The organism is Streptacidiphilus jeojiensis, from assembly GCF_042510965.1.
In the GTDB taxonomy this organism is placed as follows: domain Bacteria; phylum Actinomycetota; class Actinomycetes; order Streptomycetales; family Streptomycetaceae; genus Streptacidiphilus; species Streptacidiphilus jeojiensis.
Map to the genome: position 1 here is coordinate 25,917 of NZ_JBEUKS010000009.1, position 14,061 is coordinate 39,977.

Annotated in this window: 13 protein-coding genes; 7 read left to right on the top strand and 6 right to left on the bottom strand. The window is 73.2% G+C overall.

The window, feature by feature from the left end:
* Positions 1-64: 64 nt before the first annotated feature.
* From ABUW04_RS24240 to ABUW04_RS24250, 3 genes are all read right to left on the bottom strand, one after another.
* The gene (locus ABUW04_RS24240) at positions 65-673 is read right to left on the bottom strand and encodes an NfeD family protein (RefSeq protein ID WP_380566583.1); all 609 of its coding nucleotides are present in this window, start codon (positions 671-673) and stop codon (positions 65-67) included.
* Positions 670-1,632, bottom strand: coding sequence for a DUF4129 domain-containing protein (locus ABUW04_RS24245; RefSeq protein ID WP_380566584.1), 963 nt, complete (start codon positions 1,630-1,632; stop codon positions 670-672). The genes ABUW04_RS24240 and ABUW04_RS24245 overlap by 4 nt, the downstream gene beginning before the upstream one ends.
* A gap of 324 nt (positions 1,633-1,956) precedes the next feature.
* Positions 1,957-2,145: a hypothetical protein gene (locus ABUW04_RS24250; protein WP_030251329.1), complete on the bottom strand. Its 189-nt coding sequence runs from the start codon at positions 2,143-2,145 to the stop codon at positions 1,957-1,959.
* A 116-nt stretch (positions 2,146-2,261) separates the two neighbouring features.
* On the opposite strand from ABUW04_RS24250, the gene map reads away from it, so the two are divergent.
* Positions 2,262-3,110, top strand: a complete 849-nt coding sequence (map, locus tag ABUW04_RS24255; protein ID WP_380520811.1) for a type I methionyl aminopeptidase — start codon at positions 2,262-2,264, stop codon at positions 3,108-3,110.
* Between the two features lie 116 nt (positions 3,111-3,226).
* Here the strand turns inward: map and ABUW04_RS24260 are convergent, their stop codons facing one another.
* Complete coding sequence (locus tag ABUW04_RS24260; RefSeq protein WP_084713688.1) at positions 3,227-3,952, bottom strand: bifunctional DNA primase/polymerase; 726 nt, start codon at positions 3,950-3,952, stop codon at positions 3,227-3,229.
* A 114-nt stretch (positions 3,953-4,066) separates the two neighbouring features.
* On the opposite strand from ABUW04_RS24260, the gene ABUW04_RS24265 reads away from it, so the two are divergent.
* Entirely contained in the window at positions 4,067-4,327 is a 261-nt protein-coding gene (locus tag ABUW04_RS24265) for a hypothetical protein (RefSeq protein ID WP_380566585.1), read from the top strand.
* On the opposite strand, the gene ABUW04_RS24270 is transcribed toward ABUW04_RS24265, so the two are convergent.
* Complete coding sequence (locus ABUW04_RS24270; RefSeq protein ID WP_084713686.1) at positions 4,305-4,877, bottom strand: hypothetical protein; 573 nt, start codon at positions 4,875-4,877, stop codon at positions 4,305-4,307. The genes ABUW04_RS24265 and ABUW04_RS24270 overlap by 23 nt on opposite strands.
* A 140-nt stretch (positions 4,878-5,017) precedes the next feature.
* Between ABUW04_RS24270 and ABUW04_RS24275 the strand changes: the two genes are divergently transcribed.
* Positions 5,018-6,622, top strand: a complete 1,605-nt coding sequence (locus ABUW04_RS24275; RefSeq protein ID WP_380566586.1) for a phytoene desaturase family protein — start codon at positions 5,018-5,020, stop codon at positions 6,620-6,622.
* Positions 6,623-6,688: 66 nt separating this feature from the next.
* Here the strand turns inward: ABUW04_RS24275 and ABUW04_RS24280 are convergent, their stop codons facing one another.
* Positions 6,689-7,399, bottom strand: a complete 711-nt coding sequence (locus ABUW04_RS24280) for a TetR/AcrR family transcriptional regulator (RefSeq protein ID WP_084713684.1) — start codon at positions 7,397-7,399, stop codon at positions 6,689-6,691.
* Between the two features lie 142 nt (positions 7,400-7,541).
* On the opposite strand from ABUW04_RS24280, the gene ABUW04_RS24285 reads away from it, so the two are divergent.
* From ABUW04_RS24285 to ABUW04_RS24300, 4 genes are all read left to right on the top strand, one after another.
* On the top strand, positions 7,542-9,485 hold the full coding sequence (locus ABUW04_RS24285; protein WP_380566587.1) for an anti-sigma factor RsbA family regulatory protein: 1,944 nt from the start codon (positions 7,542-7,544) through the stop codon (positions 9,483-9,485).
* 175 nt (positions 9,486-9,660) lie between these two features.
* Positions 9,661-11,079, top strand: coding sequence for an aldehyde dehydrogenase family protein (locus ABUW04_RS24290; protein ID WP_380566588.1), 1,419 nt, complete (start codon positions 9,661-9,663; stop codon positions 11,077-11,079).
* A 41-nt stretch (positions 11,080-11,120) separates the two neighbouring features.
* A complete protein-coding gene (locus tag ABUW04_RS24295; RefSeq protein ID WP_380566589.1) occupies positions 11,121-12,200 on the top strand; it encodes a Zn-dependent alcohol dehydrogenase in 1,080 nt (359 codons plus the stop codon).
* A 179-nt stretch (positions 12,201-12,379) separates the two neighbouring features.
* Positions 12,380-13,993 (top strand): peptide chain release factor 3, encoded by a 1,614-nt coding sequence (locus ABUW04_RS24300; RefSeq protein WP_030251301.1) that lies wholly within the window; start codon positions 12,380-12,382, stop codon positions 13,991-13,993.
* Positions 13,994-14,061: the final 68 nt, after the last annotated feature.

Here is a 14,061-nt window from a genome sequence, read left to right on the forward strand (position 1 = left end):
TTCGGACGGTTCGGACGGTTCGGGAAGGGGCGGTATCGGCGGGGTCGACGGATCCGGCGTCACGTCACATCTTTTCCAGGCGTTCGACGAGGGCGGTCAGGACGGGCCCGCTGATGGGGTCGGGGGCGAGCCGGGGGTCGACCCGGCGGGTGGTGCTGCGCCGCTGCCGGCCCGCGGCCCCGTTGCCGGCCGCGGGCGCCGGCGGGCCGACGTCCAGCGGATGGCGCCCGGTGCGGGGCCGGGTGGGGTCGATCCAGGGCCACAGCTCGGGGCCGATGATCGCGGCGGCCTGCCGGGGCTGGGTGTCCAGGGAGACCCCGTGCCGCTCGGCCAGGCGCACCGCGTAGAGGCGCTGCAGCAGCGGCCGCAGGTGCAGTTCGTAGCCGCTCATGGAGTCGAGGGCGTCCTCGATCGCGGCGTCCCAGTAGCGCAGGGTCGGCTCGCGGCTGCCGACCAGGTGGACCTTGCGGCGGTAGTCGCTGTCCATGGCCTGGGCGCCGTGGACGTAGCGCACCGCCAGGATCCCGGCGACGGCCAGGACGGCGGCCCCGGTGGCCGCCCCCGGCAGCCCGCCGACCAGCGCCAGCGCCACCTCGGAGCAGAGCGCGGCGGCGCCGAGCCAGAGGAGCGACTCCGGCAGGACGGCCAGGCGTGGTACCGCTCGCGGACTCATCGGGCCTCCGCCCCCTTCGACACCGGCACCGCTGCCGCCTCGGCCGCTGCCGCCTGCTCGGCCAGCGCAGCCGCCGCTGCGGCCTCGGCCTCCAGCCGGGCGGCGCGCTCCGCGAGCAGGGCGCTGATCTCGTCGAGCGCGGCCCGCGCCTGCTGCAGGTCGGACTCGGTCATCGGATGGGTGGAGTAGCGCGCCTCGCGGAACAGGCCGGCGAGCTGATGCGGTGCCAGACCGGCCAGCAGACCCGCCTCGGAGGCCCGGCGCAGCAGGTCGGCCGGGCTGTCGGCGGCGTGGCGGCGCACCCCGCCGGCGACCAGGGACTCCTCCATCGCGGCGTAGCAGGCGATCACCGCGGCCCTGACGTCCTCGCCCTGCAGCGCCAGCCGCCCGGCCCGGACGGCGTCGCCGAGCGTGGCGCCGTCGTCGTCCTCCGGGGCGAGGGTGGACCGGAGCACCGGCGGGGGCGTCCTGCGGGCCTGGAGCCAGCGGCTCACGAAGACCGCCAGGACCACGACGGCCGCCACGGCCAGCAGGCTGATCAGGACCAGCAGCACCTCGCCGACCGGAAAGGGGTGCGAGCCGCTCTTCCTGGCCGGTGCCAGGCTGGGCAGGGCCAGGGGGCTGGGCTGCTGGTTCGGCGGCGGTGTGACCGGGGTCAGGTCCGGTGGCGGCAGGTCCGGCGGGCCGGTGTGGGTCAGTCCGAGCATGGCCACCCCGACGGTGGTCGCCAGCCCGATGATGCCGAGCGCGGCGACGGTCAGGGTCTGCAGGCGCTCCTCGCGCGGCGTCCCCAGCGGCCGCTCGCCCTGCCGGGCCTGGTACTGGGCCACGCCGTACCAGCCGCCGGCGAAGACCACCAGGGCGACCAGCAGCCACAGCCCGTGCAGCACGCCGACCCCGCCCAGCGGGGCGGAACCCCCGGCCCGCAGGCACACCGCGGCCACGGCGGTTCCGACCACGACGGCGAGCAGCAGGAGCGGTCCGCGGGCACTGGGGCGGCGGGCGCTGCGGCTAGGGGCGCCGGAGCGGGATTCGGCAGGGGCTGACCCGGGATCACCGCTCCGCCGCTGTGCCGCCGCTGCCCTGTCCGCCACCCGCGTGCGCCCCCGCCGTGCCCGTACCCTCACCGGTGCGGGAAGTGCGTACCCATGCCGGTCTCGACGGCAACCCTGGCACGATCAGCGCCGCCACGCCAAGAGCTGTCCGGAATATCCGGAATGCCAGCCCCTTACCGTGTCGCTGCCGTCCGCCCGCCGTCCGTGCGGGGTTGGTGCGGGGTCCGCTCACTGCCAGCGGGGGTCGTTGTCCCACTCCTCGTTGCGCTCCTTGGTCTTCTCCAGTGCCCTTGCGGCCTCCGCCTCGGTCGCATACGGCCCGAGCCGGTTGCGCGCGGGGCAGACCATGCCCTGCTCCACGGTCTTGTGCTTGAGGCAGTAGAACCAGCCCTCGGCCTTGTCGGCACCGTCGGCCATCACGCTTCTCCCTACGTTTCCCGGTGTTGCGCCGCGCTCGCGTCCGCCATCAGCATCCTGCCCAGGGCTTCGCGTCGCACTCCGGGGCCCGCCGGACACCCCCTAGAATCGCCCGCATGTCTCCACTCGTTCCCGGCACCCTGTCACCGACCCGCAGCGTCCCGGCGCACATCCCGCGCCCCGAGTACGTGGGCCGCAAGGGGCCCGCCCCCTACACCGGCCCGGAGGTGCAGTCCGCGGAGACCATCGAGAAGATGCGGATCGCCGGACGGATCGCGGCCAGGGCCATGGACGCCGCGGCCGCGGCCATCGCGCCCGGCGTGACCACGGACGAGCTGGACCGGATCGCCCACGAGTACATGTGCGACCACGACGCCTACCCCTCGGACCTGGGCTACCGGGGCTTCCCCAAGTCCATCTGCACCTCGGTCAACGAGGTGATCTGCCACGGCATCCCGGACTCGACCGTGCTCCAGGACGGCGACATCGTCAATCTGGACGTCACCGCGTTCATCCATGGGGTGCACGGCGACCTCAACGCCACCTACCTGGTCGGCAATGTGGACGAGGAGTCCAAGCTGCTGGTGGAGCGGACCAGGGAGGCCACCCGACGCGGGATCGCGGCGGTCAAGCCCGGGCGGCAGATCAATGTGATCGGGCGGGTCATCGAGTCCTACGCCAAACGCTTCAACTACGGCGTCGTACGGGACTTCACCGGGCACGGCATCAACACGTCGTTCCACTCCGGCCTGATCGTGCCGCACTACGACAGCCCGTATGCGACCACGGTGATGCAGCCGGGGATGACTTTCACCATCGAGCCCATGCTGACCCTGGGCACCTACCAGCACGACATCTGGCCGGACGGGTGGACGGTGGTGACCAAGGACCGCAGGCGCACTGCGCAGTTCGAGCACACGCTGGTGGTGACCGAGAGCGGGTCCGAGGTGCTGACTCTGCCGTGACCTGTGGTGCGGTGGCTGGTCGCGCAGTTCCTCGCGCCCCTAGGGGGCTGCAAGTGAGCCAGTTGCAATCGGCAGGGGCGCGGGGAACTGCGCGACCAGCCAGGCAGGCGCCGCAGCTAACCGATAAGCCAATGCTCCCCCACCGCGACGGCGCCAACCGCGGTGCAGGCGTCCGTGAGGACGTCCAGGACGCGTAGCGGGTCGGGGAGGGGGCGGTCCGGGTCGCGTACCCAGCTGACCGTGGAGCCGTCGGCGAGACGGGACGGGGGCAGCAGCACGTAGCTGCCGCGCGTGTGCCACCGCAGGCCCGGGTGTTCGGAGACGTCCTCGGGGCTGGTGTCCAGTTCCGAGGTCCACCACTCGTCCTCGTCCAGCGCGTAGCGGCTGGTGGTGAAGAAGAGGTAGCGGTCCTCGCCGACCGCGGCGACCGGACCGACCGCCACGCCCAGGCTGTCCATCCGCTCCAGCGCCAACCGACCGGCCTCCGCCGGTACGTCCAGCACGTCGTGGTTGCGGCCGGTCGCGGTGACCGCGTTGGCCTCGGGGTCCCGGGTCAGCCAGCGGGTGACCTGCTCGGCGTCGGCGGACGCCTGCGACTGCCAGGCGAAGGAGAGCGGGTGCTGCGCGGGGGCGGGACAGCCCACCCGGCCGCAGGAGCACCGGTAGTCGACGGCGTGCGCGGCCGGGGCGACCGGGAAGCCCGCGCGGACCGCGCGCAGCAGCTGTTCCAGCCGGGACTCCAGGCGGGCGGCAGCCTCCGCGGCGCCCAGCGGACCGGTTTCGCGCGCGCCCAGGCCCGAGCGCCTGCGCCACCAGTTGGATCGCCTGCCCGCGGATTGCATCGAGCCCCTCTCGCCACCGTACGCACCCCAGGGTTACCGGAATGTGTACAGAGCAGGATACGGGTGCGACAGGGGTGGTGTGTGCCAGGGGCCGGAAGTGAGAGGCTGGGGTCCATGCGCCGAGCCCGGGTCCAGTTCGTGGGAGGGCCGCTGGACGGCAGGGTCGCGGCGGTCCCGGTCAACCTTGCCGAACGCGTGCCCCCGGAGCAGCGGACCACGGTGCCCGCCGCGTCGGACCGGCCGGCCCAGACGCTGGTCTACGTCCGGGAGCAGTTCCACGCGGCGGACGGCCGCAGGCAGTGGCGCTACGTCTTCGCGCGGGCCGAGGCCGGTGCGGCCGGGGCCGAAGGGGTCAGCTCGACACCATCTGGGTGAGCTGGCCGGCCGAGGGCACCTGGTCGGTGACGTTGAGGCCGTTCTGCGAGGCGGCCTTCTTCACCCCGTCGACGACGCTCTGCACCTGGTTGAAGTCCGCGTCGGTGGCGTTGCCGCCCCTGATCTTGCTCGGCAGGTTCTTGATGCTCTCGATACCGGACGACAGCGCGTCGGTGGCCTTGGACAGGGTGGGGTCACCCTTGGCGTCGTTGAGCGCGGCCTTCAGCCGGTTGTAGGTGAAGGCGCCGGCCAGGCCGCCCTTCACCAGGGCGAAGGTCCTGCCCTTGGCGCCGCTCTTGAAGGTGCCCGCCTTGAACGGCTTGTAGAGCCACTGGTACGCGGCCCCGGCGGCCAGGCTCGCGTTGGCCACGAACTTGGTCTTGGCGAACTTGACCCGGTCGGCGCTGCTGGTCGGCGTCGCAGCCACGGCGGCACCGACCGCGCTGACGGAGCTCTTGCTGCTGCCGCTGGAGCAGGCCGGCAGCACCAGCAGCGACGCGGCCAGCGCCACCGCCGCGAGCGAGGTACGAAGGCGGGTGTTCGTCAGCACGACGGGTCCTCCGGAAATCTGGCTGTCTCGGACGCCCTCACGCTCACACGCGCCCGCCCGCCCGGCGACCCGCTGCGGGCCGAACGGGTGAGCGACGACGAGGTCTGGCCGAGGACCCGTCCGGCTGGTAGGACTTCCGAATGAGCGATTCCTCTTCCGTCTACGTGTCCCCGCTGCAGCGCCGCTACGACGTGGTGGTGGTCGGGGGCGGCCACAACGGGCTGGTCGCAGCCGCCTACCTGGCCCGGGCCGGGCGCAGCGTGCTGCTGCTGGAGCGGCTGGGGCACACCGGCGGCGCGGCGGTGTCGGAGCGGGCTTTCGCCGGGGTGGACGCCCGGCTGTCGCGCTACTCCTACCTGGTGAGCCTGCTGCCCGAGCGGATCAGGACGGATCTGGGCCTGAAGGTGGAGCTGCGCCGGCGCAGGGTGTCCTCCTACACGCCGGTGCAGCGGGCGGACCGGTCGACAGGGCTGCTTGTCGACAACGGCGACGAGACGGCCACCGCCGAGGGGTTCCGCCGGCTCACCGGCTCGGGGCGGGAGTTCCAGGCCTGGCGCGAGTTCTACGGGCGGACCGGGCAGGTGGCCAGGGCGGTCTTCCCGACGCTGACCGGACCGCTGCCGACCCGGACGGAGCTGCGCAAGCGGATCGGCGACGACGCCGCCTGGGAGGCGCTGTTCGAGCGCCCGCTCGGGGAGGCGGTGGAGGCGTCCTTCGCCGACGACCTGGTCCGCGGGGTGGTCCTGACCGACGCCCTGATCGGCACGTTCACCCATGCCCACGACCCCTCGCTGCGGCAGAACCGCTGCTTCCTCTACCACGTGATCGGCAACGGCACCGGTGACTGGGACGTCCCGGTCGGCGGGATGGGCGCGGTCACCGACGCGCTGGCCTCGGCCGCCCGGAAGGCCGGGGCCGAGCTGCTGACGGGCTGTGAGGTGACGACGGTGCGGACCGACGGCAGCGAGGCCGAGGTGGTGTTCCGCCTCGGCGGGGAGGAGCTGCGGGTCGACGCGGCGCAGGTGCTGTGCAACGCCGCCCCGCGCGAGCTGGAGCGGCTGCTGGGCGAGGCGCCCGCCGGGCCCGACCCGGAGGGCTCGCAGCTGAAGGTGAACATGCTGCTGCGCCGGCTGCCCCGGCTGCGCGACCGGGACGTGGACCCGCGGGCCGCCTTCGCCGGGACCTTCCATGTGGCGGAGGACTACCGGCAGTTGGAGGACGCCTACCGGGACGCCGAGGCGGGTGCGGTGCCGTCCGTCGCACCGTCCGAGCTCTACTGCCACTCGCTGACCGACCCGTCCATCCTCGGCCCGGAACTGCGCGAGCAGGGCTACCAGACGCTGACCCTGTTCGGGCTGCACCTGCCGGCCCGGCTGTTCGCCGGCTCCGACCACGACAGCGTGCGTGAGGCCGCGCTCGCGGCGGTGCTGGCCCAGCTGGACGCGGTGCTGGACGAGCCGCTGGCCGACTGCCTGGCGGTGGACGCCGAGGGCAGGCCCTGCCTGGAGGCGCGCAGCCCGCTGGACCTGGAGCGCGACCTCGGCCTGCCCGGCGGCAACATCTTCCACCGCGACCTGGCCTTCCCCTTCGCGGAGGACGACACCGACGCCGGTGCGCCGCCGGACCGCTGGGGCGTCGCCACCGCCCACCCCAACGTCCTGCTCTGCGGCGCCGGCGCGGTCCGCGGCGGCGGCGTCAGCGGCATCCCCGGCCACAACGCCGCGATGGCCGCGCTGGGTTGGTGAGAGCCCGTCAGACCGCGGTCGTCACCAGGCCGCAGTCGTCACCGAGCCGCCGTCACCGAGCCGCCGTCACTCCGACGGCTTGCGGTAGCGGGCGCCGTGCAGGCGGGGTTCCAGGCCGATCCAGATCACCGACATCAGCCGGCGGGCGGTCTCCTCGGGCGGCTCGGGGCCGGTGTCGAGGACCCAGCCGGCCAGGGCGTCCGCAGCGCCGACGATGGCCTGGGCGACCGCGGCGGCCTCGCCGCGGTCGGGGCGCTCGCCGGGGCGCGGCGGCGGGACGGAGTCCAGCGCCGCCCGGCGGACCAGCGCGGTGACCGCGGCGGTGACCTGGCGGCGGGCCGCGGCGACCTCCTCGACCACCGGCTCGCCCTGGGCCCGGGCCTGCTGGTAGAGCACGATCCAGCTCTCCCGGTGCTCGGCGACGAAGCCGAAGAAGGCGGTGAGCCCGCGCCGCAGCTGCTCCCCCGCCTCCAGCCCCGGCTCGGCCGCCTGGCCCACGGCCACGATCAGCCGGTCCGCCTCGCGCCGGATGCAGGCGGCGAAGAGCTCCTCCTTGGACCCCAGGTAGAGGTAGAGCATCGGCTTGGAGACCGCGCACTCCTCGGCGATCTCGTCCATGGAGGCCGCGTGGTAGCCGGAACGGGAGAAGACGCGCACGGCGGCGTCCAGCATCTGCTGTTCGCGCTGGGCCCGCGGCACCCGCTTCGCCCTGGGCGCGGGCGCGGTGGCGCGCGCGCCGGTGGCACTCTTGGCCGCGGGGTGTGCATCCGATCGCATTGCCTGAGTCTATGGGTTCGCGGGGGCACGGAATCGCTCACCGCAGGCATCGGATTTCGCCAAGGTGCTGACCTGATCTACCGTTCCGCCCTAGATTTGCGGCATCCGCGGCATTCGGAAGCCGCCGGCAGCAGGAGGCCTGATGGCCACCGTCCAGCAGCCCGTGCCCGTCGGCGCCGTGCGGCCCAATGACCACCTCTGCTTCGTCTTCGGGGACGAGCGCGAACGCGCCGCGGTGACCGCCGCCTTCGTCCGCGACGGGGTGCAGTGGCACGACAAGGTCATCTACATCGCCGAGGACGACGGCCCGGCCCTGGTCCGGGTGCGGGAGACGCTGACCGGCGCCGGCATCGACGTGGACGGCCTGGCGGCGAGCGGGCAGTTGCTGATCGTCCCGGCCGACCTGGTCTACATGATCGACGGGTACTTCGACATCGACCGCACCGTCGCCATGATGGACTCGCTGATCGAGCAGGCCGCCGCCGAGGGTTACCGGCTGCTGCGGGTCACCGGCGAGACCGGCTGGGTGCCCAGGCACGGCATCACCATGCAGCAGATCGTCGCCTACGAGCAGGCGGTCTCCCCGCTGGCGGTCGGCGGCAAGGTGCTGGCGCTGTGCCAGTACGACCACCGGGCCTTCGCCTCGGCCGACATGGCCGTGGTGGACGCGGCGCACAACGGCAGGGCGGCCGAGAACGCCCAGTTCGAGGACGGCGAGCTGGTCATCCGCCGGCACCGCGGGGCGACCCCGGGGCTGGGGCTGAGCGGGGCGGTCGGCGACGGCGGGCACACCCCGCTGGCCCAGGCGCTGAAGGCGGCCCTGGCCGACGGGGCCGACCTGGACGAGGATCTCCATGTCGACATGTCGGGTCTGGACTTCATCGACCTGGAGGGCCTGCGGCTGCTGATGGCCACCAAGCAGGACCTCAGCGACGGCCGCTCGCTGCACCTGGAGCGTCCGGCCGCCCACGTCCGACGGGTCATCAGGATGGCCGGCTGGGACACCGCCGACAGCTTCCGCTCCACCGATCCGGACTTCCGGCACCAGGTCTGCGTCTACGGCTCCGACGAGGAGTTCCTGGCCATGGCGCTGCCCTTCGTGGAGGAGGGCTTCCGGCGCGGCGAACCGGTGCTGGCCGCCACCACCTCCGCCAATCTGGAGCTGCTCAGCGAGGCCCTGGGCGACCGGGCCGACCGACTGGACTTCGCCGAGACGGCGTACTTCGGCCGCCGCCCGCCCCAGCGCGTGGCCGCGTTCGAGCGCTACTGGCGGCACACCGCGGCGACCGGCGGCAGCACCGCGAACGGGGACGGCCCGCGCCACGTCCGGATCATCGCCGAGCCGGTCTGGGCCGGCCGCTCCCGGGCCGAGGCCGCCGCCTGGAAACAGATGGAGTCGCAGCTCAACGCACTGCTCACGGACACCAACATCTGGATGATCTGCCCCTACGACTCCCGCATCGCCGGCCCCGACGTGCTGGCCGACGCGCTGCGCACCCATCCGCAGCGGATCGACGGCACCAGGACCACCGTCTCCGACGCCTACCTGGAACCGGTCCACTTCCGTGTGCAGAGCCCGGCGGCCGCACCGCTGGAGCCGCCGCCGGCCGGCGCCGCCCGGCTCAGCTGGAGCACCCCCGCACCCGGCAGCGCCCATCTGCGCGGCTTCGTCGCCGACCACGCCATGCACCTGGGCCTGGACCGGGAGCGGGCCGAACTGCTGGTGCTGGCCGTCGCCGAGGTCTCCCGGCTGCTGGCCCACGCCGCGGCGGAGGCCGAGGACCCGGACCCGGCCGTACCCCTCACGGACGGATCCGTGGCGATCTGGTCCAAGGCCAGGACCGTCTCGGTGGAGCTGACCCAGCCCGGCCCCCGCCCCGCCGACAGCGCCCTGGACGACCCCACCCTCGGCTACCGGCTCCCCCGCCCGGACGGCCCGCAGCCCGGCGAAGGGCTCTGGCTGGCCCGCCAGATCTGCGAGAGCGTCGAGGTCAGGACCTCGGACACGGGCTGCACCGTGCGGATGGAGCTGGCCGGCGCGCGGGCCGAGGAGCTGCGCCAGCGCGAGGCGCCGTTCCCGTCCTGACCTCGCCCGACCCCCCGGCGCCGACCTGACGCTGCATGTCGGATGCACCGTGACGTGCGGCACTCGACACGGCACTTGCGTCGGAGCTGCCCGGAGCGATTAATTAGCATTGCTAGTTAACGTCGGCCGACCAACAGCCGGCCCGGCAGCGCAGCCGCGACGGAAGGACCACCTGGTGCAGCAGCATGGAGATCAGTACATCGGCGGCGAGTGGGTCCCGTCCCTGGGGACGGACAGCATCCCGGTACTGAACCCGGCGACCGAGGAGGTCATCGCGTCCGTCCCGGCCGGCACCGCCGAGGACGTGGACGCCGCGGTACGCGCCGCCCGAGCGGCGGCCCGCGGCTGGGGCGCGACCACCCCGGCCGAGCGCCTGCTGCCGCTGACCCGGCTGCGCGACGGCCTCGCCGCCCGCCAGCAGGAGATCGCCGCCACCGTCGTCGCCGAGCTCGGCTCCCCGATCGGCTTCGCCACCAACGTCCAGGCCGCCCTGCCGCTCGGCGTCGCCGGCTCCTACCTGGACATCCTGGCCGGGTACGAGTTCACCGAGCAGGTCGGCAACTCGACCGTGTACGCCGAGCCGGCCGGGGTGGTCGCCGCCATCACGCCGTGGAACTACCCGCTGCACCAGGTGGTCGCCAAGGTCGTCCCGGCCCTGGCCGCGGGCTGCACCGTGGTGCTCAAGCCGGCCGAGGACACCCCGCTGGTGGCCCGGCTGTTCGCCCGGATCGTGCACGAGGCCGGCTTCCCGGCCGGGGTGTTCAACCTGGTCACCGGGGTCGGCACGGTCGCCGGCGCGGCCCTGGCCGGACACCCGGGGATCGACCTGGTCTCCTTCACCGGCTCCACCGCGGTCGGCGCGAAGATCGCCGAGATCGCCGGCGGCGGCATCAAGCGGGTCGCCCTGGAACTCGGCGGCAAGTCCGCCAACGTCGTCCTGCCCGGCGCCGACCTGGCCCGCGCGGTCAACGTCAACGTCGGCAACGTCTTCGCCAACTCCGGCCAGACCTGCACCGCCTGGACCCGGCTGCTGGTGCACCAGGACCAGTACGAGGAGGCCGTCGCGATCGCGGCCAAGGCCGCCGCCAAGTACGTCCCCGGCGACCCGACCTCCCCGGAGACCCGGCTCGGCCCGGTTGTCAACGCCAAGCAGCGGGACCGGGTCCGCGGCTACATCGAGACCGCGGTCGCCGAGGGCGCCAGGGTCGTCGCGGGTGGCCCGGAGGCCCCCGAGGGCCTGGAGACCGGCTTCTACATCCGCCCGACCGTCCTCGCCGACGTCACCCCGGACGCCACCGTCGCCCAGGAGGAGATCTTCGGCCCGGTGCTGTCGATCCTGTCCTACCGCGACGAGGCGCACGCCCTGGAGATCGCCAACGGCACCGCCTACGGCCTGGCGGGCGGCGTCTGGGCCGCCGACAACGAGACCGCGGCCGCCTTCGCCCGCGGGATGGACACCGGCCAGATCGACATCAACGGCGGCCGCTTCAACCCGCTCGCCCCCTTCGGCGGCTACAAGCAGTCCGGCGTCGGCCGCGAACTGGGACGCCACGGCCTGGAGGAGTTCCTCCAGCCGAAGTCGCTGCAGTTCTGATCCGCACCGCCCACCCCCTCCCGCCGAGAAAGGCCCGAGCCATGGTCCGCGCCGCCCTGCTCCCCACCGTGGGAGCCCCGCTCGAACTCACCGAGATCGAGCTCCCCGAGCCCGGCCCCGGCCGGGTCCGGGTCAAGCTGGCCGCCGCCGGCGTCTGCCACTCCGACCTCTCACTGGCCAACGGCGTGCTCAGGGCCAAGACCCCGGTGGTCCTCGGCCACGAGGGTGCGGGCACCGTGGTCTCCGTCGGCGAGGGCGTGGACTCGGTCCGTCCCGGCGACCCGGTCGTACTCAACTGGGCCCCCGCCTGCGGCAGCTGCCACCTCTGCACCATCGGCGAGCCCTGGCTCTGCGAGAACCAGTACGCCGCCTCGGTCGAGACCTACGCCGCCCTCCCCGACGGCACCGGCCTCTACCCCGGCCTGGGCGTCGCCGCCTTCGCCGAGGAGACGATCGTCAACGAGAACGCGATCATCCCGCTGCCCGAGGGCGTCCCGCTGACCTCGGCCGCGCTGCTCGGCTGCGCCGTGCTCACCGGCTACGGCGCGATCCACAACGCGGCGCGGGTGCGCGCCGGCGAGTCCGTGGTCGTGTTCGGCCTCGGCGGGGTCGGCCTGGCCGTGCTCCAGGCGGCCCGGATCGCGGGCGCGTCACCGATCATCGCGGTGGACGTCAGCCCGGAGAAGGAGGAGCTGGCCCGGCTGCACGGCGCCACCGAGTTCCTGCTCGCCGACGAGCAGACCCCCAAGGCCGTACGGAGGCTCACCGGCGGCAACGGCGCGGACCACGCCTTCGAGTGCGTGGGCCGCAGCACGACCATCCGCGCGGCCTGGTCCTCCACCCGCAAGGGCGGACGGGTGACGGTCGTCGGCATCGGCGGCAAGGACGACCTGGTCTCCTTCTCGGCCCTGGAGGTCTTCCACTTCGCCCGCACGCTCACCGCGTGCGTCTACGGCAACAGCGACCCGGTCAAGGACATCCCGGTCCTCGCCGAACACGTCCGGGCCGGACGGCTCGACCTGGACGCCCTGATCACCGACCGGATCACCCTGGACGAGATCCCGGCCGCGTTCGAGCGGATGGCCGCGGGGCGCGGCGGGCGCTCGCTGGTGGTCTTCTAGTCTTTTAGGGGCGCGGGGCTCTGCTCGATCAACTGCGCGCGCTGCCGACCATGCACCTTCGTAGGGGGCTGGTCGCGCAGTTCCCCGCGCCCCTGGGTAGGAGCGTGGTTCGACTCGGGGGCGGGTTCCTCGTTAAGGTGGTTTGTTCCCCCGCATGCTTCAGGACCGAGGAAATCACCGTGAGCTCCGACCAGCCCGCCAGCGCGACCCAGGTCCTCCAGGAAGCCTCGCGGCGGCGAACCTTCGCCGTGATCAGCCACCCCGACGCCGGTAAGTCCACCCTCACCGAGGCCCTGGCCCTGCACGCGCAGGCGATCACCTCGGCCGGTGCAGTCCACGGCAAGAGCGGGCGCAAGGGCGTCACCTCGGACTGGATGGAGCTGGAGAAGGAGCGCGGGATCTCGGTCACCTCCGCCGCGCTGCAGTTCGGGCACCGCGACCACGTGATGAACCTGGTCGACACCCCCGGCCACGCCGACTTCTCCGAGGACACCTACCGCGTCCTCTCCGCCGTCGACTGCGCGATCATGCTGGTGGACGCGGCCAAGGGCCTGGAGGAGCAGACCCGCAAGCTGTTCTCGGTCTGCCGCCACCGCGGCGTCCCGGTGATCACCTTCATCAACAAGTGGGACCGCCGCGGCCGCGAGTCGCTGGAACTGCTGGACGACATCCAGAACGTCCTGGAGATCACCCCGGTGCCGGTGGTCTGGCCGGTCGGCAACGCCGGCAACCTGCGCGGGCTGGTCGAGGCGAGCAACCCGGAGCAGATGCGCCGCTTCACCCGCGTCCCCGGCGGCACCCACAAGGCCGAGGAGGAGAAGCTGACGGCCGATCAGGCCGCCGAGCAGGAGGGCGAGGTCTGGCAGACCGCCCTGGAGGAGATGGAGCTCGTCCTCTCCTCCGGCCCCGGCTGGGACGAGGAGGAGTTCCGGGCCGGAAGGATCACCCCGGTGTTCTTCGGCGCCGCGCTCACCAACATCGGCGTGGGCCTGCTGCTGGACGCCGTGGTCGACCTGGCCCCGGCCCCCGGCCCGCGCCCGCTGGCGACCACCGGCTCCCGCCCGGTGGAGTCCGACTTCTCCGGCCTGGTCTTCAAGATCCAGGCGAACATGGACCCGGCCCACCGCGACCGCATCGCCTTCGTCCGGGTCTGCTCCGGCGTCTTCGAGCGCGGCATGTCGGTCACCCGGGCCGCGAGCGGCCGCTCCTTCGCCACCAAGTACGCCCACACCGTCTTCGGCGCGGAGCGCACCGTCGTCGACACCTCCTACCCCGGCGACGTGGTCGGCCTGATCAACGCGACGGCGCTGCGCGTCGGCGACACCCTCTACGCGGGCAAGAAGGCCGAGTTCCCGCCGCTGCCGGCGTTCGCCCCGGAGCACTTCGCGGTGGCCCGCCCCAAGGACATCAGCCGCTCCAAGCAGTTCCGCAAGGGCATCTCGCAGCTGGACGAGGAAGGCGTGGTGCAGGTGCTGGTCTCCGACCGCCGCGGCGACCAGGCGCCGGTCCTGGCCGCCGTCGGCCCGATGCAGTTCGACGTCGTGCTGCACCGGATGGAGCACGAGTTCTCGTCCCCCATCGCGCTGGACTACCTGCCCTACAACATCGCCCGGGTCACCGACGCCGAGGGCGCCGCCGTCCTCGGCCGCAGCCGCCTGGTCACCGGCGAGGCACTGACCCGCCGCTCCGACGACGTGCTGCTGGCCCTGTTCGGCGACAAGTGGCAGATGAACAGCTTCGTCCGCAGCAACCCGGACGTGAAACTGGAAACCCTGATCGCCACCGCGGATTAGTTCCGTTCCGCACAGCGGGCAAGTTGCAGCCCCATAGGGGCGCGGGGAACTGCGCGACCAACCCCTCG